The sequence below is a fragment of the Chitinophaga sp. 01L420 genome (assembly GCF_056399985.1).
Genome location: NZ_JBFTSK010000014.1, coordinates 22011 through 45505, shown reverse-complemented (window position 1 = coordinate 45505; position 23495 = coordinate 22011). Strand labels below are relative to the sequence as shown.

The 23495-nt window shown below is 41.6% G+C and carries 15 protein-coding genes; 8 read left to right on the top strand and 7 right to left on the bottom strand.

Annotated elements, in window-relative coordinates; translation table 11 throughout:
• The first annotated feature begins 177 nt into the window (after positions 1 to 177).
• From AC1DP6_RS15910 to AC1DP6_RS15895, 4 genes are all read left to right on the top strand, one after another.
• The gene (locus AC1DP6_RS15910) at positions 178 to 312 is read left to right on the top strand and encodes a hypothetical protein (protein WP_477055706.1); all 135 of its coding nucleotides are present in this window, start codon (positions 178 to 180) and stop codon (positions 310 to 312) included.
• Positions 313 to 413: 101 nt separating this feature from the next.
• Positions 414 to 2417, top strand: coding sequence for a hypothetical protein (locus tag AC1DP6_RS15905; RefSeq protein WP_477055705.1), 2004 nt, complete (start codon positions 414 to 416; stop codon positions 2415 to 2417).
• A 113-nt stretch (positions 2418 to 2530) separates the two neighbouring features.
• On the top strand, positions 2531 to 3583 hold the full coding sequence (locus tag AC1DP6_RS15900) for a hypothetical protein (RefSeq protein WP_477055704.1): 1053 nt from the start codon (positions 2531 to 2533) through the stop codon (positions 3581 to 3583).
• Between the two features lie 69 nt (positions 3584 to 3652).
• Positions 3653 to 6724: a glycoside hydrolase family 2 protein gene (locus AC1DP6_RS15895; RefSeq protein WP_477055703.1), complete on the top strand. Its 3072-nt coding sequence runs from the start codon at positions 3653 to 3655 to the stop codon at positions 6722 to 6724.
• 662 nt (positions 6725 to 7386) lie between these two features.
• Here AC1DP6_RS15895 and AC1DP6_RS15890 read toward each other — a convergent pair.
• From AC1DP6_RS15890 to AC1DP6_RS15875, 4 genes are all read right to left on the bottom strand, one after another.
• A complete protein-coding gene (locus AC1DP6_RS15890; RefSeq protein ID WP_477055702.1) occupies positions 7387 to 8634 on the bottom strand; it encodes an FAD-dependent oxidoreductase in 1248 nt (415 codons plus the stop codon).
• Between the two features lie 3 nt (positions 8635 to 8637).
• Entirely contained in the window at positions 8638 to 9069 is a 432-nt protein-coding gene (locus AC1DP6_RS15885) for a DUF2141 domain-containing protein (RefSeq protein WP_477055701.1), read from the bottom strand.
• A gap of 81 nt (positions 9070 to 9150) precedes the next feature.
• Positions 9151 to 10065, bottom strand: coding sequence for a helix-turn-helix domain-containing protein (locus AC1DP6_RS15880; protein ID WP_477055700.1), 915 nt, complete (start codon positions 10063 to 10065; stop codon positions 9151 to 9153).
• A gap of 269 nt (positions 10066 to 10334) precedes the next feature.
• Positions 10335 to 11162: a DUF6597 domain-containing transcriptional factor gene (locus tag AC1DP6_RS15875; protein ID WP_477055699.1), complete on the bottom strand. Its 828-nt coding sequence runs from the start codon at positions 11160 to 11162 to the stop codon at positions 10335 to 10337.
• Between the two features lie 88 nt (positions 11163 to 11250).
• Between AC1DP6_RS15875 and AC1DP6_RS15870 the strand changes: the two genes are divergently transcribed.
• Genes AC1DP6_RS15870 through AC1DP6_RS15860 form a run of 3 tightly spaced genes read left to right on the top strand, consistent with a single transcriptional unit; the run spans position 11251 to position 13509 of the window.
• Positions 11251 to 11856, top strand: a complete 606-nt coding sequence (locus AC1DP6_RS15870) for a GNAT family N-acetyltransferase (RefSeq protein ID WP_477055698.1) — start codon at positions 11251 to 11253, stop codon at positions 11854 to 11856.
• A gap of 12 nt (positions 11857 to 11868) precedes the next feature.
• Positions 11869 to 12456: a dihydrofolate reductase family protein gene (locus AC1DP6_RS15865; protein WP_477055697.1), complete on the top strand. Its 588-nt coding sequence runs from the start codon at positions 11869 to 11871 to the stop codon at positions 12454 to 12456.
• A 60-nt stretch (positions 12457 to 12516) separates the two neighbouring features.
• Complete coding sequence (locus AC1DP6_RS15860) at positions 12517 to 13509, top strand: hypothetical protein (RefSeq protein WP_477055696.1); 993 nt, start codon at positions 12517 to 12519, stop codon at positions 13507 to 13509.
• 446 nt (positions 13510 to 13955) lie between these two features.
• Here the strand turns inward: AC1DP6_RS15860 and AC1DP6_RS15855 are convergent, their stop codons facing one another.
• From AC1DP6_RS15855 to AC1DP6_RS15845, 3 genes are all read right to left on the bottom strand, one after another.
• Entirely contained in the window at positions 13956 to 16274 is a 2319-nt protein-coding gene (locus AC1DP6_RS15855) for a glycosyl hydrolase family 95 catalytic domain-containing protein (protein WP_477055695.1), read from the bottom strand.
• A 145-nt stretch (positions 16275 to 16419) separates the two neighbouring features.
• Positions 16420 to 17973, bottom strand: coding sequence for a discoidin domain-containing protein (locus AC1DP6_RS15850; RefSeq protein WP_477055694.1), 1554 nt, complete (start codon positions 17971 to 17973; stop codon positions 16420 to 16422).
• Between the two features lie 584 nt (positions 17974 to 18557).
• A complete protein-coding gene (locus AC1DP6_RS15845) occupies positions 18558 to 20585 on the bottom strand; it encodes a glycosyl hydrolase family 95 catalytic domain-containing protein (protein ID WP_477055693.1) in 2028 nt (675 codons plus the stop codon).
• 1474 nt (positions 20586 to 22059) lie between these two features.
• Here AC1DP6_RS15845 and AC1DP6_RS15840 point away from each other — a divergent pair.
• Positions 22060 to 23487, top strand: a complete 1428-nt coding sequence (locus AC1DP6_RS15840; protein ID WP_477055692.1) for a 3-keto-disaccharide hydrolase — start codon at positions 22060 to 22062, stop codon at positions 23485 to 23487.
• The last annotated feature ends 8 nt before the right edge of the window (positions 23488 to 23495 follow it).

Here is a 23495-nt window from a genome sequence, read left to right as displayed (position 1 = left end):
TGGAAAGGATAAGCGCAATAATTGATATTACTATGGATGTATTAAGAAGATGGAGAATAGCCGGACCCTGTGCGTATTGAGTTTGCCAGGAGGAAAATAATGGAATGGTACCAGGGCTATGGTTAGTATAGTGATGGTCCTTCATTGAGTATTGACTATTACAATGCCAGTCTATATATGGCAACTCTTGGATTTCTGGCGCTGGGGCTGCCGGCAGATAATAAGTTCTGGCAGGATCCTGCAGTTGACTGGACTTCCAAAAAAGCGTGGAGCGGTCAGTCTTTCAAAAAAGATTATCATGTCGCTTATTGAGCATTTGAAATGTAGCAGAAAAGCAGATGCCCGTGTTAATGCCGTATCGTGTCTGATTTTAAACTGAAATCAAATGATTAATAACAAACTACACAAATAAAATGTACTTCAAAGAAAAAGTATTTATAATAACTTGTTCGTTTCTGTCAGCAACTATTACATTGCTGGCTCAAAATTCTACATCCTACATCATCAAGGATAGCATAATAGTAAAAACGCCCGTAAGCCCTCTTTTGTATAGTAATTTCATTGAACTTGGATTTGGCAGAAGCGAGAACGCAAGGGCTGAATTACTTTATAACAGGAGTTTTGAAGAGGATCATCCTGTTACCTGTGATTGGGTAGAATTTACACGACCGAAACCGGAAATGGAAGACTGGTGGCATTCTGGATATGAATCGCAGACCTGGTACATACACACGGCTACAGGGGATACGACATCGAACTTAGTTAAGAACCGAAGCTATTGGCCGGCATGCCATTCAAAAACAAATTTATTTTTAACAAACAAATCAAAGACGGCCCCTGTTTATCTTGCACAGAATGGAGTTTTTCACAGAAAGAATGTAGGTTACCATTTTTCAGGATATTTCAACGATGGTACCGGATTTAGCGGCGACAGGATCAGCAAAAAGCCCATTGAAATTACAATAGGTTTGTATGCCGAAAATGATTTTTCAAAACCGATTTCAGAGAAAACATTAATAGTAAATACGATACAATTTAATAAATACGAACTTGACTTGCCGTCTGCTGATTTTGAAGGACCTGCCACCTTTGCAATAAAGGTTCCATCAGGTAAAAAGATTGGTATTGACTTGCTTTCGCTGATACCTGATGATAACATGAAGGGATGGCGTAGAGATGTTGTTGAAATGATGAAAACGGCGGTACCGGCACCTGTAATCCGTTTTCCCGGAGGCTGCTACGCTTCCTTTTATAATTGGCGCGATGGAATTGGCGATCCCCTTTACCGCCCGGTGGAATTCAACTCTCCCTGGTCAAGCTTCGTTATGAATGACATTGGCACTATTGAATTTGTTGAATTATGCCGCGAGATTAGATCAGAGCCACAGTTTTGTGTTCCCCTGATGTTTAAATCTGTTGAGAATGCTGTTGATTGGGTTACCTTTTGTAATGCCCCCCATAATGCTTTAAGGGAAAAATACGGGCACCCGGAGCCTTTGGATGTAAAATACTGGGAAATGGAAAATGAAATGTACCGTACGTTAGATGCTATCACCTATGCTAATAAATGTGTTGAGTACTCAAAGGCGATGAAAGGAGTTGATCCGGGTATTAAAGTTATTATGGGAGATTATTTTGTATTTAATCCCAAACTGACTGAAATGCTTGAAATAGCAGGGCCATACATCGATTTTATTAATAATCGTGGTGGGGAAATGCGCGAAATGACTGCTGATATCGCCATAGTAAATGCATATAATCTGAAGCATCACCGGGATATTAAATTGTGCCATTCTGAATTTCGGGCACCATTAGAAAGAAATTCAGGCGGTGTTGATGGCTTAAATAAAGTGGAGATCAAAAAGGGAGAATCGCGACAAAATATGTCTGTGCGATGGTCTTATGGAATGAGCGTGATAGATCAAATGATCCAATATCAAAACTTTGGTGGTATGTTCTCTTTTGCAGAATTTACAAATTACAATGACACATGGGGAGAAAACCTGATTAATACCACTAAAGAAGGCATTTTCTTATCCTCTGCAGGTAGGGCTATGGAATTTTTGAATAAGTTACATATTGCTTACCCGTTAGCTATTGATAATAAAACCAGCGATCCGGATATTGTTTTGCAAGCCGCATGGGATGCAGAAAAGAAGCACCTCACATTGATAGTTTTAAATTTTTCCGGGAGCGAAAAAAATAAACTGTTTGATATGACTGAATTGCACACCAAATTCGCCAATGAACAAAATCACTTTTCCGTTTATGCTGAAAAGCTGACTGATTTTAATAGTCCAATCGATAAGAACAAGATAAAAATCGAAGACAATTCGGTAAAAGGAATGAAATCGCGTTTTAATATGAAGCTAAAGCCCTATTCAGCCAGTGCCTGGGTTTTCAGCGTGAAGGAGTAATTGGTTTAAGATGCATCCGTAGACGGTTAGCTGTTGATGAAAATTAAGAAAGAAAAATTGTTTTGAATATAAGTATAACCATATCAAAAATGCTTAATAAAAAACATATCATTATGAAGAAACTATCTGTACTTGTGCTTATTGTTGCACTTTTTAGCTGTAAGAAAGACACATCGAAGGATCCCGCTGTTACTCCTGTTACCACTGTTGAATATTCATTTGACAGCGATGCAAATTCCGGGCTTATGTTTAAAGATGGAGAGRCCATGAACATTATGACTTCCGAATCGCGGCGTTATGAAATAGGGAAAGTGTTGCGGGTAAAAGCGATTGATTCCGTAACCATAGAAGTGGCCAACTTTGCCCCGGTGGATATACAGGATGCCACTATCCTGTTAACAATAGAGGGACAAGCCAAGCCTGTAAAGCTTTTTAAGATTAATAAAATCAGGGCGCACGGCGTAAAGGAGATCAAGTATCCGTTTACCGGAGGCACCACAAAATTTCTTGATACCGATAATAAGGAAGTGGACCTTTCYCTCTATAAAACATCAGGTATTGCCACCAGCAAAGTGTCTTTTGATTTTACGGGAGAAACAGACCTTATCAAAAAGCTGAAGTCACTGGCCAGGTTAAAATGGACCATCAAATACCAGGATTATGACCCTACTCATGACCCGACAAACAACTGGAAAGATAATATGGATGCAAAGGACGTAAGACGATTTTCTGGCTTAATCATTAACATGGCTTATTTGTTCCAGGCGGATACTACCAGGCGTGCATTTATAAATGAACCTATTGTTGATAATGATAAGGTGGTGATGACTACGGAACAGAAAACCGCTGCGTTTCAACAACTGATAGATCTCCCTAAGTTTAATTGCGGCGTGGTAGTCAATGTTTCCGGATTAGGCGGAGGCGGTGGGGTCTTCGGCGTGGCCAATCATGTTTTGAATGATTACCTGACCAAGGATGTTTGCTTTATTGTAGTACATGAAATGGGGCATATGATAGGGTACTCCCATAGCTCCAGCATGACCTATCCCACCCAACCGGATAACAGAGGAGCAGTGATAGCCACGGGCAAAGTATACACACTAATGCTGGCCCAGGATGCCTTCCCGATAAAGAAAACTAATTATTATAAGACAACTGATTTGTAGATCAAAGGCCGGCCTTTGATCCAGATATCTGTCGAGAGCAACGAAATTGAAGAACAGTAATAAACTATAATGAATTCATTCAACGGATACCGTCTTTTCAAAGCAACAAGCTTAGGCATTTTACTATGTATTAGTTTAACGCTTACATTAAATGCGCAAAGAAAAGTAAAAACATACCAACTGGCTACCAATGGTATTAGGCCAAGTAATGGAAAGAATAACATCTTGACATCGGCGCCTATTTTGCCCGATACTTCCGGGATTGTTTTCAGATCTTTTGAATTCAGAGGCATTAGCGACAATACCGCCGCAAATGGGGAAACGGACTTTAAAGGAGAAACAGAAACGATGTCTACAGAAGAGCGGGTAAAATTTCTCGATGCCTATACGAATTATAGCTCCCGATGGTTTCGCGACCCTACATTAAGTGCGCTGGCGGTTACAACAAAAGAAATAACGACTCATTTGGGAAACATAAAACCTGCACCGCTACCCTCGTTCCGCAAGGTGATCAGGCTTAATGAAGGCTGGAAACAAAATGCGGTGCAGGCTGTTCCAAAGGAAAAAGACCGGCCCTGGCGGTCAAATAAAAATGCTGAATGGAAAGAAGGGGAGTTACTTTTTCATCCAGGTGAAAATGCGATCATAGATCTGTCAAAAAGCGCTGGTTGGCGATATGAATTGAGGTGGGAGGCAGCCCGGAAAAAAAATGGCGCCGTTGTAAAATGGAAGTTTGGAACACTTGATGCTCCTGCCTCTTCATGGCTGAATGAAGACGGAAAACACTTTTTTCGTTTCAAAGCAGATCTGTTGGAAAAAATGGCCTATATATGGAAAGACGAAAAATGTGTAGCCAAATTTCCCTTTGATCAGGCTGCGAATAAGGAAGTATTTTTCAAGATGCTGAACAGCGCTGACGTAAGCTTATATAGTTTAGTATTTATTGATTGCAAATACAGATTGGATAAGGAAGGTAAACAAGACGAAGTGGTTTTACCCGGAGGTATGCCGCGAAAGCTATATCGCGATGGCCAGGTATTTGAACCCGTTTGCCTGGCGGACGACGATTTCAGATCGGCGCCCGATATGACAGGCTGGACCACTGGCAATTATGATGACCGACTGTGGCAGGGAGCAAATTTACCTTGTGTGCATGGAGGGTTTAGAGAAATAGGAGAAGACCTCTATTTAAGAAAAACGCTGATGATTCCTTCAGCAAAAAGGGCCTTATTGGAAGTGGAAGCACTCGACCCTTCCGGCGAAATATATGTAAACGGCCAGCTTGTTGCAAAGATCCCGGATCGCTTACCCATTAAACTTGATATCACTTCTTTCATTAAGAAAGGCGAAAATGTGATTGCTTATAAAATCAATTATAACTGGATAGATGACCTGGTAGGGCACGCCATGCTGGATCGGTCTTGCGGATGGTTTGCCGGCCGCACCACCTTACACCTGTTTTCTGATGCAGTGGGTATTAAAGATGTTCTTATCAATACCAAAAGCATTCAGGAAGGAAGTACCGCCTCTCAGCATAACCAGGTTACTATTGAAAATACAGGTAACAATTCATTTGAAGGAAACCTGGAAATAACATACAGCCCCTGGTTTCCCAAAGAAGGAAATATAGTGGCTTCAAAAGTTGAACCCATTAGTATAGGAGCTAATAAAGCAGAGGATTTAAGCATTACCCTGGATATTAACGACACCAAATTGTGGACGCCGGAATCACCTCAGCTATATTCCGTCAGGGTTGTGTTAAAGAATAAAAAAGGAGATATAGTTGATGATTTTGTTACCACAACGGGCATCAGGACGATCGCTCAAAAAGAAGGGAAACTATATTTAAATGGAAAGCCCGCACTTTTGATAGGTGCACAAAATATGGGTATACGTCCCTTTCCTAACCTGGAAAATGCATCTAAGTATAACCGGTGTGCTACTGATGAAATGATCATGTCTGAAATCCTTGCCATAAAAAAGATGGGTGGCAATCTTCTGCGGCTGCATGTGCACATGGCATTTAACAAAACCGGTGGTATCAACGATCCGCGCTTTGCCGAAATGTCAGATCAGCTTGGTATGGCACTTATATGGTGTAATCCATCCTGGGTAAGAGAAGGTGATGAAAGAACCATTGATACTAAAAATGTGGGTCACTATATTCAACAAATATATAACCATCCCAGTATCATGATCTGGGAATTAGGGAACCATCCCAATGCCTTTGGCAGGAACGATTCCTCGAATGCTTCACGCACAGATGATTTTGTGCGAAACACTGTAAGATCCGTTTTGGCTGCAGACTCATCCCGTTTAATTTCCCCGACTACTTTTTGGGGCCACACACATTACGGTAATGACCTCGGTACCATTGACTGGCAAAAAAAGTCGATAAAGGCAGTACCTGAATACACGCATCCGTTGGTCACCAGAGGCTCTCAGGATGCCATTACCGGGTATGGTGCATCATGGTCGGATCTGAGAAAATGGCCTTCTGGGAGGGCGGAAGATTGTCTGAATAATAAAATAAGGGCGTGGTTTAATTTTGAACACGAAGAATCTACTGGTCAGCCTAATTGGGAGCTATCCGAGGGAATGCCCTGGCACCATATACGGTCTTACGAAAAACCTTATGATCAGGGCAGTATTGGCCGAACGCTTGAATTAAACGAATGGCGCGCAAGCCAGGGCTGGCAGGCATTTAGTGCATACGAATCCATGAAAAAACAAATATGGAATGGGGTGGTCGGTTTTTCCTGGTGTACCATAGAAGGCGGGGCTAATTCGGGCACCTACGAAAAGCCATTGCTCGATCCTATGGGCCACGCAAAGCTTTGCTGGTACATTCACCAGTTTTTTGGATCCAAAATAATTGCCGGCAGCGAAAATGTGGATGTAGTGTACGGACCTGATGATGAAATTGTGCCCTGTATTTTCAATGTGGGTGAAACGACTAAAGTTGATCTCAGGATAATGATCAGAACGGTGGATGATAAAATAATTAAAGCCTATACCATTTCAGATATTCTGTTAGCAGGAGGATGCAAATTAACAAAGCTTCACCCTATAAAGCCCGACTTGCCTAAGTCTAAATATTGCGTGGTAAGTTATGAGGTTTTAAAAAGGGTTAAAGAATAATCATCTGATATAGAAAATATTAAAGCAATTACCAGATTATGAAGTAAACGAAACAGTCTTCACCATTGCACCCGGTCAACATTTGAATGAATCGCATCTACATATGTCAACTTACGTGTCCATCTATCCCTTAACCTTATTGGATATAAACAGAGACTGTGATAAAGCGACCATTGAAAATTAAGCGTATCGAAGGGGAAGGGACCGGGGCATGGTGTGGATATTCATTCAGTTGGATGGCAACTTTTAATTTGCGCAAGGCGTAAATAAAGGGAGAATAAAATATGCAAAAGAGACAGCATAGTATTTTTGAAAATGTTGTTAAATAATTAAAGATAGAAAGATAACTGGCTTGTCTGAATTGGATAAATTGAGTTAAAAACAGGCATTCGTACATTCATTGTCAGATGCCTCCATCTTGAATATCTTAAGCATAGAGAAGGTCACATTGTCATATTATTTAAAGCGTTTTAATAGACATAGGTGATTACATGAGATATAGATTTCGCCGTTCCCGGCGAAATATTTTAAAAATATGCAGGAATAGTGGATACCGGGTAAAGGCGCACGGCGTAAAAGAGATCAGGTATCCGTTTGTCGGTCACTTGAAGACCCGCACCAAGTGCGGATCTTCTTTAAAAGTGAGGAGCGGATACAAAACATTACTTCCAATTGTTTCCAAAGGTCATTCTTTTTATTGCAGGTATTTTACTGCATAGCCTGAACCAATTTCTACTCATGAAGCGGGCAAACCTGTTTTCAGATATTGCTTGGTTTGTATATTTCATCGAAATGGCAACAGCCTCAAAACCTTTTTTAAGCATGATCTTTTCATATTCACTAATAGCTTCTTTAGCTGGCCTGCCCTGGTTAATGATCCCGCTAATCTTTGTTGCCAATGTAGCGGCATCAAAGAGGGCCATATTCGCGCCCATTCCCTGCAGGGGTGTCATATTGTGAATAGCATCTCCCATCAAAGTTACGTTTGTAGTGGCCCAGGGCTTCACAGGGCACATGGTCTTGATGCGCAACAGCAATAAACTACCATCTTCTGCTTCTGATACCAGTTTTTGGTACAATGGATCCCATTTTCTGATTTTCCGGAGCACCTCTTTTTTCAAATCTGTATTTTGGTCGATACCCTCAAAGTCATTCTTGTGTCCAATAAAAGACCACAAAACATAATTATCCTGATGGGGTGTTGCAACTGGTTCTTTTTTGATCCGGTCGTAAATTGCATTGAAGAAAAAATATTTGTCAGCAGGCATGACCACATTCATTCGTGTCGCAATACGGGAAGGTATCCACTGCCGGCTTTCATGAGTAAGTAAGGTTTTGCCTCCGATGGCCACGGCATTTGTTTCAACACGCGTGGAGCAAGGAAGGAGCTGCCCCCTGATTTTCGAATTAGGCCCGTCAGCACCAATCAGCAGATCGCATTCGTCTCGTGTACCATCCTCAAAAAGAACCGATACCCTTCCATTAGATAGTTGCTCATATTTTGTAAAACTTTTCCCAAAGGAAATCTGCTGATCAAGACCATTCAGCAAGATTTGTCTTAAGTCTTTTCTGGTTACGGCATACTGATAATATTGGGCCGGGACATTTTTTCCTACCATCAGTTCTTCTTCAATATGAACCAATTCTTCGAGATGCTCGGTAAGAAACCCAAAGCCATCTGCATTGTCGCCCGAAATGCTGAGGAAAGATTTCCACAATTCATCAGGCAAACAATCATACAGCGCCTTGCTACCAACGGGTCTTATATGAATCCTGTAGCCATCAAGCCAATCTCCGGCTTTGGTATTCCGTTCATAAAGGCGAAAAACTACTCCGTTCTTTTTTAGTCCCTGGGCAAGGCAAAGCCCACCTATGCCTCCTCCAACGATGACGATGTCCAGATTTCTCATATTTTAATTGATCATTTTAAGGTGCAGAACAGCAGCGCTATTCAATTCAAACTTTGCTTTATTAAATGAAGGGGCGCTCATAAAACCGCTAACGTTGTTAGAAACACAATACCCTTCCTTCGGGATACCGAAAATATTTGTATCCATTTTTCCATTGTTATTCTCATCATGCATGATAGCAATAGCATAAACCCCTTGTGGAATATTTGTAAAAACAGCTTCGGCTGTTAAGTTTTTGGGCTCCACTCTTATTGATTGAAATGATTTAAGCCGATCGTGCGGAAATCCTTCCGGTGAAGAATAAATATTTATAAGGAGGGTCCCCCTGTTATTTTTTATCCCATTTACCTTAACGGTAACCGGATAGCCAGCATAGGACTGACTGCCTGCTCCTGCGTGTAAAAGTGCCAGGCAAGCAAATAAAATGGTGTTCATCTCAATTGTATTTTATTAATGCAAAAATACAATGAGGGTGAAGTAGCAGGGTAGGATAAATAATGCCAAATACAGGATAAACTATTCCAGGTTGCGGAAAGCAAGCGGGGTACGCCCCGTCAGATGTTTGAAAAACCTTGTAAAATGGGAGGGATCATCAAAACTAAGGTGAAAGGCTATCTCGGAAACATTTTTATTAGTTTGTTTCAAAAGTACCTTGGCCTCGAGTAATAACATGTCATCGATAAGCTCCAAAGCAGTCTTTCCAGTTGTTGCTTTAATCGTTTTATTGAGATGATTAGGTGTTACAAAAAGCAGTTCGGCATAATCCAGGACTTTTTGTTTGTGAAGATAGTGCTGCTCCACCAGCCTTTTAAATTTTTCGGTCAAGACATCGGCTGCCGCCTGACGGGTGTTTTTAACCTTACCAGATTCTTCCACATACATTGCCTGCAGTTCCTGCAACAACACATTTAGATAAGCAGCGGTAATGGTATGCTTGTTTTTTTGATTCCCATTCCACTTCGAATGGATCAATCCAAACAATCGATCAAGTTCAAGGGCCTGCGCATGCGAAAGCGACATGCAGGGATTACTGCCGGATTTAAAAAAGGGAAACTCAGCAATGGGGAAAGCGCTTTGGCCATTCAGCACAAGAAATTCATTGTCGATAAGACAAAAAAAACCGGTGGTGTCAGTTCCTGAAATATCACCTGAAGATATCTGGTGAGCAGACTTGAAGAAAATCTGATCAGAGCAAATTTCATATTTCATGAGGCCACTATGCCTTGTGGTAGAAGCACCAGCTGTAACAAAAAGTATTTCAAAATAGGGAGAACGGTGGTGGGGTAATGGAAATTTTATGTAAGGCAAAACATCTTCGATCCGATAAATTTTAAATGATGGGGTTCCGCTAAATACAGCATCACGTTCTTCCAAAAATGATTTTCGGAATTGGACATGATCGTAGGATTTTATTTCCTTCAAAGGTTTCATTATACTACTTAACTGTCTTGCAAACTGGAAATTAATGGGTCGAAGATAGCATATTTACTTGTTAGTAAGATGGATCAGATCATTTGGGATAAAATTGGAATAATTGCTCCTGTTTTTAGAATGGTTTATCCTAACCTGGTACTTTCTCCCGTGCTATTTTTGCAATACAAACTTTTAAACCTTAACAAAAAAATGAAAATTGAAACGAGAAATGCAATCATCAGTTGATGGTTTCCGGGTGGGCCAAATAGGGAATAATGGTGCAACACTTAAAAAATAATATGTCGCCGTGTCTGCAAAGGGTGCTCAGGAAACCGGTCTTCCGGGAACAGCACTGTTTCATTGATGACTTCTTTAGGAGTGTGCCCGGTGAAGAATTTAAAATCACGGATAAAATGCGACTGGTCCGCATATCCGAAAGTATAAGCGATGTCGGATAGTTTGCAGTACCTGTTCTGCTGGAGGGATTGCAGGGCCGTCTGGAATTTGATGACCCGTATATAAGTATTTAAGGGGATGCCGGCCCTTTCTTTAAACCGTCGCTGGAACTGTCGTTTGGAGATATTATAGTCTTTATAGAGTGCTGAGGTGCTGATCTGGTGTATGTTTTGCTTAATCTGCCGGAGGCTGTCGGTGATCAGTTCATCGGGTTTCCCATAGGAATTTAGTTTCTTCCAGATAAAATCAAACAGGTGCTCGCAGATATGTGCTGGTTTTTGCAGGTGGAGTAATATTTCGTTGATGTTATATCCGGCCAGATCATCCAGGTCTACAAATCCATCCGTCAGCTGATCAGCATCTATTTTAAAGATTTCCTTCAGGGCATGTGGTTTAAAGAAAATGCCCAATGTGAATGCCTCCCCATGTATGTAGTTGATAAAAGGAGCAGAGCTTTGCCCATAAACGAAGCCTGTAGGTAACAGGTGGCCGTTTTCTTCGCTGATCGCAGTACGGCCGTTGCAATGCTGGATGACCAGTCCATGCATCCCGTCCGGTACCAGCCTGACCTGCCGGGAGAGGCTACCTTTTTCAGTAGTCATGTACCAGCCGTATGCAATATAGCTGCTTAAGTGCTTCGGAGGAGGAATGATCATCATCAGCGCTAAAATAACAAAAAACGGACATTAAATAAAGATGTCGTTTTCATTCTATTTTTTACATATCTGTCGTCTTAACTTTGCCCACATGGACTTAGAGATAAAACGACTTACCCCCATGAATATTACACCAGCAGCCATGATTGTTGCACAGGCGATGCTGCATAATCCGTTGCATCTGGCCATTTTTGGTGCAGCGGATGGGGAAGCTGAACTTATACAGACAAAGATGTTCGTTGAGGTTTTACAATTGCCTCAGTGCAATCTCTTCGGGGCCTGGAAAGACGGTAGGATGGTGGGGGTGATGAACTACTATGAACCGGGTTGCTGTCAGATAAAGCCTCTGAAAACACTTGGAATGCTACCCGGAATGTTTGGCATTTTAGGGAATAGACTCCCCAGGGTATTGAAATGGAAAGCTAACTGGGGTAAACATGATCCGAAGGAACGGCACCTTCATTTTGGTCCCCTGGCAGTATTACCATCCATGCAGGGGAACGGGATCGGTGCCTCATTGCTCGCCCGATTCTGTGTGATCGCAGATTCAAAGAAAGCAGCTGCATACCTGGAAACAGATAAAATAGAGAATGTTGCGTTGTACGAAAGGTATGGTTTCATGGTCATAGCAGAGGATACACTGTTTGGTGTAAAGAACTGGTTTATGTGGAGAGATGTTTTAGGAATCACAAAATAAAATAAAATAAGTATGAGAAAAACAAAACTGCAGGTGCAAATGTCAGTGAACGGATGCATCGCCGGGAAAAATGATGAAATGGATTGGATGATTGCGGATTGGGATGATGCGCTGAAGGCGTACATAGACAAATTAACGGCTACTGTTGACACCATTCTTCTGGGGCGGAACATGACGGATGGGTTTATGTCCTACTGGTCTTCTGTGTCTGTCCAGCCCGACCATCCGGAGTATGCATTTGCCAAAAAGTTGATGGACACCCCAAAAATTGTTTTCAGCAGAACATTGGAGGAATCAAAGTGGGAGAATACGGTGCTGGCAAAGGGTGATTTTGTGGAAGTGATACAGGCGCTGAAAAAGAAAGCGGGGAAGGATATTATTGTTTATGGAGGTGCCACTTTTGATGCCTCCCTGATACAAAAGGGATTGATCGATGAATATTACCTGTTCGTTAACCCGGCGGTGATCGGGGAGGGTAAGTCGATTTTCAGTATGATGGATCACCAGATGAAGCTGAAACTGGTGGAGTCTGTTTCATTTGAATGCGGGGTGGTATTGTTACGTTATGAGGCGCAGCAGGAGAGAGGGGAATCAGTTTAAGTATAAACTGATTTCCCGGTACTGTCTGTTGCAATTTGAAGAATAGCTCAATAAAAATACATGATATTAAAGTTAAGATATCGCAAAGCGTTAGCTGCTGTTGCAATATTGATATTAGTGATATTTATAGGAGGGGCCTGCAGCAAACAGTTGCTCGTTTCCAATAACAATATTGTATTTCAGTCAAAACTTTCTGACTATAACATCTTTAAAGGGAATATTTCTCATCTTGATCCTACAGATAGTTTTCACATTTACCGGCTGTCATCCCAATTATTTACGGATTATGCGGAAAAGCAGCGATTGGTTAAATTGCCGGCCGGTACTAAATTAAGTGCTGTTGATGACAAGCTTTTAGCGTTTCCTGATGGCACTATGCTTGTAAAAACTTTTTTTTATTACGCTGATAAAAGAGACACCACCAAAGGGAAAAGAGTAATTGAAACGAGGATATTAATTAAACATCATTCCAGGTGGAATGTAGCTACATATGTCTGGGATGAAAGCCAAACTGATGCCTATCTACAAACGGAAGGATCAGATATGCCTGTTAGCTGGATTGATCATTCAGGAAGTATACAGTATATCAACTATCACATTCCTTCCAATAATGAATGTGCTACCTGCCATAATCAAAACAAAAATGTTATTCCAATAGGCCCGAAAGTAAGGAATCTGAACCTGGATATAATAGAAAATGGGATCCATCAAAATCAGCTGAGCTATTTTGTTCACCTTGGAATTTTGAACCCGGTTAACCCGGCTTCATTTAGTAAGCTGCCTGATTACAATGATGAATCAAACGGGCTTGAAAAAAGGGCAAGGGCCTATTTTGAAATTAACTGTTCACACTGTCATAAGCAAGGTGGGTATAACGGCAACAGGCCATTGTATCTGGCTTATGAAAACAGTTTTGAAGACGCTAACCTGGGAAGATACCAGGACCTGATTGTACTTAGAATGAGTCAGCGGCGAATGCCCAAATTGGGTACAACCACCTTACACAAAGAAGGGTTTGCATTGATCAGGGCCTATGTTGATAGTATTCCGTAGTTTATTGGCCGAAAGAGCTGCCCTATGTTTCAGTAATAAAGGATTTGATGGGGTAATGATCCTTTCACTGCTGAATATGAAGATGTTAGTAAAAAGGCGACTTTTGCTTAAAAACGAAACCCGCTGTTAGAGCGGGTTTCAAAAATCTGTCGCCTTTCTGGGTGATCTGAGATTATTGGCAGCTTTAGTGCTTCCAAAGGCGCAAGCTGCCCACTGACAGCATTTCTTGCTATCAATTGCTTTGGGTCTTTTATTTTAAGCTTTTTTACGATCTGAAGGCATGCGACCTTTATGGTTTGATCATTACTAGTCGAAGCGCCATTGTATGCCTCCGCCACAATGCTTTTATCATGATGCGTTATGGCAAAGACGGAACATTTCGCTCCCAGTTGAACTGAAACTTAGCAAGCCAGTGAATACCGGTTTTATCTCCTTCAAAAACAATTTTAAAGTTCAGCTATCAGTTTCTCACCTTTGCTAAGATAAACTTCATAAACACCATCGGTTTTATTCACATTTTTGATATTCCACTTTGGCGTTTTTCCCATAAAATTATCTTTTATGCGAAGCTTCCCACTTTTACCGGCAGTAATGCTAAACATGATTGTGCTATTGTTTTTTCTGATGGCCGAAACCATATAGCCACCTTCGGCCCTTAGATTTGAAAAAGAAACATCTGCCCATTTTTGAGGCACCGCCGGAAAAATTCTGATCACACCGGTATGAGGCTCACCTGGTGTTGAACTCCAGCTTTGCAGCAACATTTCATGTACGGCCTGTGAAGCCAGAAAATTACCTTCCAAAGTAAATGGACGATATGTAAAACCCGAATAACCGCTTTTGGTCTGATCTCCGTTTGCATGAAACCCATTCCGCAACACAAATGCTTTAACAAAAATATCGAGGTTTTTAACTGCAGCTTCTGCATCTCCCGCTCTTGCCCTGAGGCAGCTCATCCAGGAGAAGCTATAGCCCACCCAGGCACGCGTACCCAGCTTATCCCAGCTTTTTATAGTGGACGCTATTATCTGCTGATCTTTTATACCATTTTCGACATTGATCAGATTGAATGGATAGATCCCGATAATATTGGATAAATGTCTGTGGCTGGTGCTGAGTTCATAGTTGGTATCCAAAAGTAAGGTGCCGTCGGCTTTGGTATGAAAATCGCCCAGGGCTAATGCTGCTTCTGCCCATTTCTGACTTTCTGTAGCTTTACCGCACTCCGTTGCCATTTCCTTTAAAGAAAAAAAGAGCATCTTTAAACTCATCAGATCGTAATTGCTATTCGGTGTTAACCAGGCTTTTGGGCTATTGTCAAAAATTTCCGGAGAGGAAGACAGCGGTAATTTCAATAAGCCAGTACTATCTTTTTTGAGTAAGCCCAACATGCACTCTCCAACTTCAGCGCTCCATGGATAAGCTTTCTCTTTGAGAAACTTATCATCGGCTGTATAAAGCCAATGCAGATAGAATAAGTGCGCACTCCAGGCACTCATAGGTGGAGACATGCTATACTGTCCCCATCCACCTAAAGGCTGTCCGGAATAAGACATCACGCCCGGACAAGCCAAGCCGCCGGTGCCATAAAAATCTCTGGCAAAGGCCCTGAAGAAATCACGTCTATCCCAAAGGAAATTCAGATAGGAAGTACCTTCATCATATCGTCCCGATTCCTGGTACGCCATATAGGTCATCTGCGTATTCAGGTCATTGTGGTAATCGCCTTTCCAGGGTGGCAAAGCGCCATTATCTGCAGTCCAAACACCTTGCAAAGGCATTGGTGGGGCATTTAAACGCGAAGCGGCGCCATAAAAATATTGTACCAGGTTGTATTGCTTTTGAATAGCCGTATCAGGAACAGTCACACTTGATTTCTCCCAAAATGTTGCCCACCATCTTACATGGGCTTTACGTATGGCCTGATATCCTTTGTTTAATGCCCTGGTGCAACGTTCGCGTGCCAGGGCTAAAAGATCCTTTGCATCCTGTGTAGAAGTGATGGTAAAGGCAAGTAAAGTTTCGTTACCGGTTTTTCTTGTCTCTACATATACACAATACCGAAGCCCTTCGGATGCATCCTGAATATACCATTGTGCATGATCACTTTTTCCCTTTAACGCTTCAGGATATCCAAGTTTATTTACAGAGCCACCACTGCTTGGCCCAGCCTGTCCTTTTTTGTTGTTATTGTACACATCCATCGGACTCAAAAGATCAATAGTCTCCGGAACAGCTCCTTTGAGCGAAAGAATAGCAACAGGATCATTCGCACTATACAGCGCGTTTATTACTGCACCCGAATTGAAACGGGCGACTCCCTCCGCAGTTGCCTCTAATAATTCAAATTCTTTAATTTCCTCCTGATCAGAAAATTTAAGCTCAATCCTGCCAGCAGGGAGCTTGGTAGGGCTTACACCCCGATAGGCGCCATCCCACCAGGATGTAATTGCACTGAAATTCTTTTCGGCAATCATTGCTGCGCCTTTCTGATAATTGTATTTTTTCCACCATTCACTTTCCCCGTGGGTACGTTCATCCCATAAATCACCTCTATCTAAAGATAGTCTGATGGTATTTTTCTCACCCCACAGCAATCCACCCATTAAGCCATTGCCTAAAGGAAGTGCTTCGTCCCAGGTACTTACAGGTGCTTTAAGCATCAGATTGTAGCTGGCATCAGGTAGCATTGTTTTTTGGGCACTTACCTGTAGCCCTGTACACAGGCTTAAAAACAGCAAATTGGTTGTAAAAAATTTCGTCATATTGTATTTTATCAAGGTCTGGACTATTTAAGTATGGGTCATTACACTATATTCGGGGAGTCTTAAATAGCTGTAGCTATGATTGGTCTATTACAGTAAAACCCATCATTTGTCAATTTGGCTTTAGCCATTTGTACCCTTCTGGTTAATTTTTATATAAGCCTATCTCTGCAATGCATGATTTATCCGGTTCTGCAGCGTCGTAGTTAGACTTGACAATAACCTTAAAATACCTGAATGTTTTTGATGAACCAAATGGAAGTTTGGACGCTGTTTTAACGTTTGGCACTACAAAGTTTCCGGTCGACTCCCAATTTACGTTATCAGTGCTCACCAGTACTTCCACGTCTTTTACCATCCGCCATAAATCCTGCCGCTGAACAATAGTAATACCATCTGCCGTCAATGTTTTTCCTGCATCAATTGTTAAGTGATGAGGTAAAGGTGCTGCATTGGTGGACCATCGGGCAAACCAGAAAGTATTCACATCATTATCAAGCACTTTATTGCCTGCCTGGGCAGCCGATTCTTCTGAACTCACATCCATCACGTTCCAGTCACTCTTTTCAAAAGGATCGGGAGCAATATTGATATCCGGAATACCATTTGAAATATTAAAATTGTAAGTTGTATTGGTGATATTTCCATTTTCATGGATCAGTTTAACTTTCAACTCGGCAGGATTATTTTTTAAGTTGCTGGCCAATTCGCTCAATGGTAATTCCACATAAAAACTATCTGTACCTATTACATTGGAGCGCCAGGTAACTGCATTATAATCTCTATTTACCCCAACGCCTTCATTATTATAATTAGGATCCAGGTAATAAGTAATATTAGTGACCGGAACAGTACTGTTAAACCTGCCCGAAGCAATAATGGCACCTTTTGCTGCTGAATAAGAAGCGTACATTTTTTTGATATTTGCAGTTACAGCCCCATAATAAGTAATAGATGATTGTTTCTGAAAAACCTGATTGGCATTTAATATTGCACAATCCGCTTCTGTTAAAAAGGTAGGGCTTTTACCTAATGTATAATTTCCACTTCCCATTAATGCGGTACCTAAAGTTGCTACAACACTTTCCCTGGCATGATTATGCGGAAGGTTAAGGCCATGACCTAATTCATGCATCATGCCGCCGTAATATTTAGTAAAATTAAAAGTATCGGTCCCCAGGTATTTGATATCAAAATCTGCATAATCTTTGGCAAGACAGTTTTTACCCACCCCAAAAAATGGATTATCGATGCCGTTATCAGGACAAATAATAAGCGTATGCTGTCCGGTTGACTCAGTGGGATTGGCCGCAAAGTAGGCGTTTACTTCAGTGATAATATTACCATAGGTAGCAGAAGTATAATTATCTTTCGTTAGTTTACCCTTGATGGTAATGATTTTTATTCGTTTTTTTGCGCTATTCTTTAGTAAACCAAAGGTTTTATCACCATATCCGTTACGCTGCATCTCATCACCATACAACTTTTGCCCAGCCAATAAAATTTCACTCAGGCGGCGTTCATAATCTGGTAGTGCAGGATTATCAGTTGGTACAAAGTATACCACATTTAAATTATATAAGTGATCACTTGTATACCCTGTGTCTACGACGGGGGGGTGTTCAACGACTACTACAGGCATTTTCGTGCAGGCGGCAAAACAAAGTGGCAGGCATAACAATAGGAATGCTTTTTTCATATTAAACTGGATTTTGGTTAGTGGAATATCTTGAACCAATGTCTTGGTCGGGGTCAGATTGTAAAGTTGAGCAATCGAATCAAGACTATATGGGGAAAATCTTAAACAAATAGTATGAAAATCTTAAAATTTTAAGGTCTTTCAATACTTTATGGATTTTTTGTAAACATCGGAGTTTAAAATATCCATAGGTAAATGCCTTATTAGTTGTCTCCACGCATTTTAGTACTGAAGACAGACTTATCCATAACAGCATGCTCTCTAATAGCTCAGGATAGCCAGAGATTTATGTGGTTTGGTACCGAAAATGAACTAAGCAGGTTTGATGGCCATAAGGTGGCGTAGTTTTAAGAGTATCCCTGGAAGTAAAGACAAACCCTCGTCTCCTGTTTTGATCCGTTCTTTATTCCAGGACGCACAGAGCAGGTTATGGGTGGGAAGCATATTTCGGTTGATCGTCTTTGATCCCGTTACAGAAAAGTTTAAACAAAAGATGTTGTTGTTTAATATCGATAAAATGGTACACATATCACATGCGTACCATTTTATCGGCCTTCTTTCTTTGTGATGTTGTTCTTTGGCTGTTAAGATATGGGGGTTAGCTGGATAAGTTCATTTTTTCCTGTTTTAAAAGTTATCCGCCCTCCAACTATTGTTTCAGCTAATTTTCCGTTTCTTATTATCCGTACTTTATTACCTGGCCATGGATTGATGATGGTACAAAGCTTACCTTTTTCACTCAGCACTTTAACATCAGCAACGGTTCCAGCTTTTAACTCAGCGGATACCAGAAATGCTCCCCATGCTCTGATATTTTTAAAACCTGCATTTTCATTCCCGGGGAACCCGTTGAATAAGCGTATTACATTACCTGCACTCATGCAGAGCATTTCATCGAGTGCATTGGCAACCGTGCAGCTATTTTCGATGCCATGAGGATTGTTTAATTGAAAGCCATTGGGGTAAGTATGCAAAGCATATTTATGTAACTCATTCATTATAACGGATGGATGGTAGCCCACTCTAATGGCAGCCATGAAAAAGCTACTGCTGGTGTTCATATCCTGCCAACGTTTCATTTCGTCTATGGTGTTGCGTGCTTCCTGCAGTAATTCTTCTCTGCTATCTAAGGTAATGGCATTAGCAGGATAAATATGTTGAATGCCCAGGCCATTATCGTTCCACCAGTCAATACCTTTTTCCGTATAACGAAAAACTTTTGCTCCATTTCTTGTTTGAACGGGAAAGTCGCTAAGCTTGGATAAAATGTCTTTCCATTTTTCCTGCCTGCTTTCATCTACTTTTAATGTGGTGCTTAAATCAATGATCAGGTCGAAAGCATTTCGAACGAGACCAAGAGATAAGATCGGATTTATGTCCTTCCCGGAACCTTCTTGAATGGCATCTCCATAGATAACATATCTGCCATTTTCAAACTTTAAGTAATCTTCCCAGAAATTGGCAATGGCCAACGCATAAGGATATATTTTTTTACCATAGGTGGTATCGTACGTGCAACGCCAGCACTGAGCCATATTAATAAGCCCGTAAGCCGCATTGGAACGCTGTCCGTAAAATAGTCCCCCCTGCTCAATGTCTCCTTCCTTTTGATAACCGCCCACTGCAAAGTTCCTCGTTACCTCAATACCCATTGGACCAATTCCTACCGGATAGAAAATGCCGCGTGTATTTGTTACATTTTTGGCATACCATTCACCTCTCGTCATGAAATCAATAAGTGGAGCATCGTGTGGCGTTCCTTGCTGTACGCGATTGGCGGCATATAGTCCATAAAATGGGGCCTGAAAGTTATAATTCAAATGATAATCTCCATTCCATGCCGGACTATCAGTTGTTATCCAACCAAATATTGCAGGCGGAAATTTTTTATCGCGACTGCAAGCCGCCATTGTATATAGTCCCTGATAATAGGCTTTCATTAAAACAGTATCCGCAACCGTCACGGAAGATTTATCCCAATATGCTTTCCACCATTCATTATGCTGTTGACGCAGCTTTTCAACGGAATTCTTATGGAGGTGTTTTAGTCGATCCAATAGATATGTCAATGGTGCTGTCTTTTTGAACTTGCTTTCTATAGCAAGAGCAATGAGCAGCTTTTTACCTGGTTGTATTAAAAAAGTATCGCCTGTATAATTGAAGGTCCTTAAAGCTACGGCAACTTCGGTAGGGATATCCACACTGTCTGTAAAAGCGCGGGTCAACCAATGAATATCGCCTGTTGTACCGGTATTCAGGCTCGCATATTTGTGTTCCGGTGCAGTTAAATGAATAGAAACTTTTGAAGCTTTATCTATCGCCGTCACTTCAAAAAAGATCAGGTTATCTGTTGCCGATACCCATGATTTTATGGCTATTTGCTGATTGTTTTTTTTCAGGACACAAGTGGTCTGGCCATTGCTGATAAGCTGTTCCGCTGCAAAACCGGCATCCTTGAAACCTTCAATTCTTATCCCAAGAAGACCAACTACTCTGGGCCCTGATAAACCATCGGCTTGTGACCGTAGCCGCCAAAAGTCATTTTTAGACAGGTAATATTGCAAACAATCTCCCTGGTAACCGACACTCATGGTTACATCGCCATTGCCCATCAGTGGAGCATCAATTGAAGTATTAGCGGGAATATGGGCAGGCGGCCTTGTCCAGTTGTTCTTATAGGCACCAGGTTGTGCAATGGCAGATAAAACAAGCGATTGAAATATCAGGACTATGAAGTATTTCCCCATCTTTTTTCTTATTATTTTTTTAGTTTAAATGCCGGATATGATGTTGTCAGTTCGGGCGCTCCGCCATCACGAAGGTGAAATGCACTTTTTTTACTGAGGTTCGAACCCAGGTAATATTGTTCACTACTATCAAATATAGATTCTATAAGGTATTACGAAGATGTCCTGGCCAGGTATATTTCGAGCATGAGGTACATCCTTTGGCCGCCTGGTGAAGAAGCGGATGTCGAAACATGGACCCCAAAGTTTCTTTTGCCCCTGTTCCACTTGTTATTTCTCATTGTTGCTTTAATCCTCCGATATATTCGTTTAAATTATTTTTTGGTTTAATTCCAGGTATTTCTTCTCCGCTGCAATAAAACAAAATTCCTCCAAATGAAAGTAGTTTTTTTGTTCATCGGTCTAATGGTTCGTCTGAATGATTGTTATTAAAGTTTTCTAATTGTTTAACATTGTTTTTTTCCTTTTTTTCCAGTGATTGAATCAGTTAAGCTTTACAAGGTTTTATAAGAATGCTAAAAACATCAGAAGTGTGAATGACTGTTTTTCCTTTAACGGGTTCTGGCCGGATGTTGCCCAGATATATACTGCATATTTCCCTTAACTGGTTTTGTACCCGGTAGATATCCATTGTCTTGTTTTTTTGTCATGGTCTGCCCGGATGTGGCCCAACTGGAAAATAGCTGTGTTGGCTGAACAATAAAGAAGCCGCATAAACCCTATGATTTATGCGGCTTCTCTGCTTTTATAATGTTAAGGTAAACTATATCAAATCCTTTATCTGGCCCCGGAGGTACCTATGTGGCTTATTAATGACATTACTGTTAAAGGATAAGATTTGTTTTTGGGCTTATCTGCTTTACCAGAGGAGGTTATTGATGAGCTATAGTTGCTATATCTCAAAAGAGGTAAGTAGACGAAGTACGAAAGTTCATGATCATGCAAAAAAAGCATATGGACTTGCAAATTTTGATGCACCTTTTTTTGCTTAGGGTATCTACTTTGCGGCTAATAAGGAAGATGGGCGTAACAGCCGGAGGAAAGTGATAATTGCGTGCTGGACGAAAGCCGGAAAATGAAGTTTCAATATATTTTTTTAGATGTGAATAAGCAAAATTTTATTATTTAAGATGCTGTTGCCAATTGGATTGAATGCTCTGGCGCAGTTGTGGCATCATGCAAGTTACCTGTTCCATGCCTGGATTGTTCAATTTTCCTGTACCAACCGGGGGGATGCACTACTATAGAATCATTTGTTTTGTATCTTGTCTTGCATATCCTGTTTATTAAATGTCTTAATGACACATAATTATCTATCATTCACATTTTAACAATAACTATGAGCAGTTTTAGAAAATGGCCTGTTTGTATACTGGCTGCTATTGCCTGGTCATCGGACAGCAACGCCCAAACGGTCAACAATAATTGGGTGGCTGTTCCTTTAAACAACTGGGAATCTTTCAGGGCCCCCGGCGACAACTGGCATATCGCCGGCGATGCCATTGCAAACCTGACCAAACCGGGCGAAATGAAGCCGGCTTCCGGAGAAGGCGTGGCCGTGAACATTACAGGCAAGAACAGCAACAGCCAGTTGATAACAAAGGAAGAATGGGGGGACATTGAACTGGAGCTTGACTTCATGATGGCAAAAGATGCCAATTCAGGTGTATACCTGGAAGGAAGATATGAAGTGCAGTTGTTTGACAGTTGGACAAAGACAACGCCTTCCTTTGCAGATTGTGGCGGTATTTACCAACGCTTTAATGAGGCGCAGCAGAAGGGACATGAGGGCATTGCCCCGTTAACGAATGCGTCCAGAGCTCCGGGACTATGGCAACACCTGTCTGTGAAATTCCGTGCGCCCAGGTTCAACCAGGCGGGCGAAAAAACCGTCAATGCACGATTTGAAGAGGTATACCTGAACGGCTCCCTGGTACAACAACAGGCTACCGTGACCGGGCCTACGCGTTCGGCTATGTTTGAAGATGAGAAAACAACCGGGCCTTTAATGTTGCAGGGTGACCATGGCAACATTGCCTTCCGTAATATCCGTTATCGCCCGTTGAATGCGCCGGTAGCCGGCACAGAACAACAGCGCCGTTTCGATAACCCGATCATCATCACCCCTCAGAATCGCCCATATCTCCTCAGGAGCTTCTTTAACTACGAAGGGAAAAAACGCAYGCACGTCATTTCGGTGGGGTATCCTTCGCAGCTAAACTATGCGTATGACCTGAAACAGGGAGCCCTTTTGGAAATGTGGAGAGGGAATTTCGTGGATGTAACGGAAATGTGGCACGACAGAGGTGAACCGCAACTCGCTGTTCCCATAGGAAGTGTGACGAAGTTATCAGGTGCTCCTTCGCTGGCCGTGTTACCTGATATAAATACCCCCTGGCCTGCTGCTGTATCTTTTGATGACCTGCAAAACAAAGGCTACGTGCTGGATGAAGGCCGTAATCCTACGTTCAATTATTTGATAAATGGCATCTCCGTAGCAGACAAGGTAGCGGCTAATCCAGACGGCACCTCGCTGGTAAGGGATATTACCGTTATCAGTGCGCCGGCAGGTCTTTACTGCAGGGTGGCTGTGGCGCCACATATTGATGCCCTGGAAGATGGACTGTATGCTATTGACGGAAAATCTTATTACATCCGTATAGAGAAACATTTTAAACCACTCATCAGGCAATCGGGCAATCAACAGGAAATACTTGTCCCCGTTTCAGGGTCTAAAGATCCCATTACTTATTCCATCATCTGGTAATTTTTTTT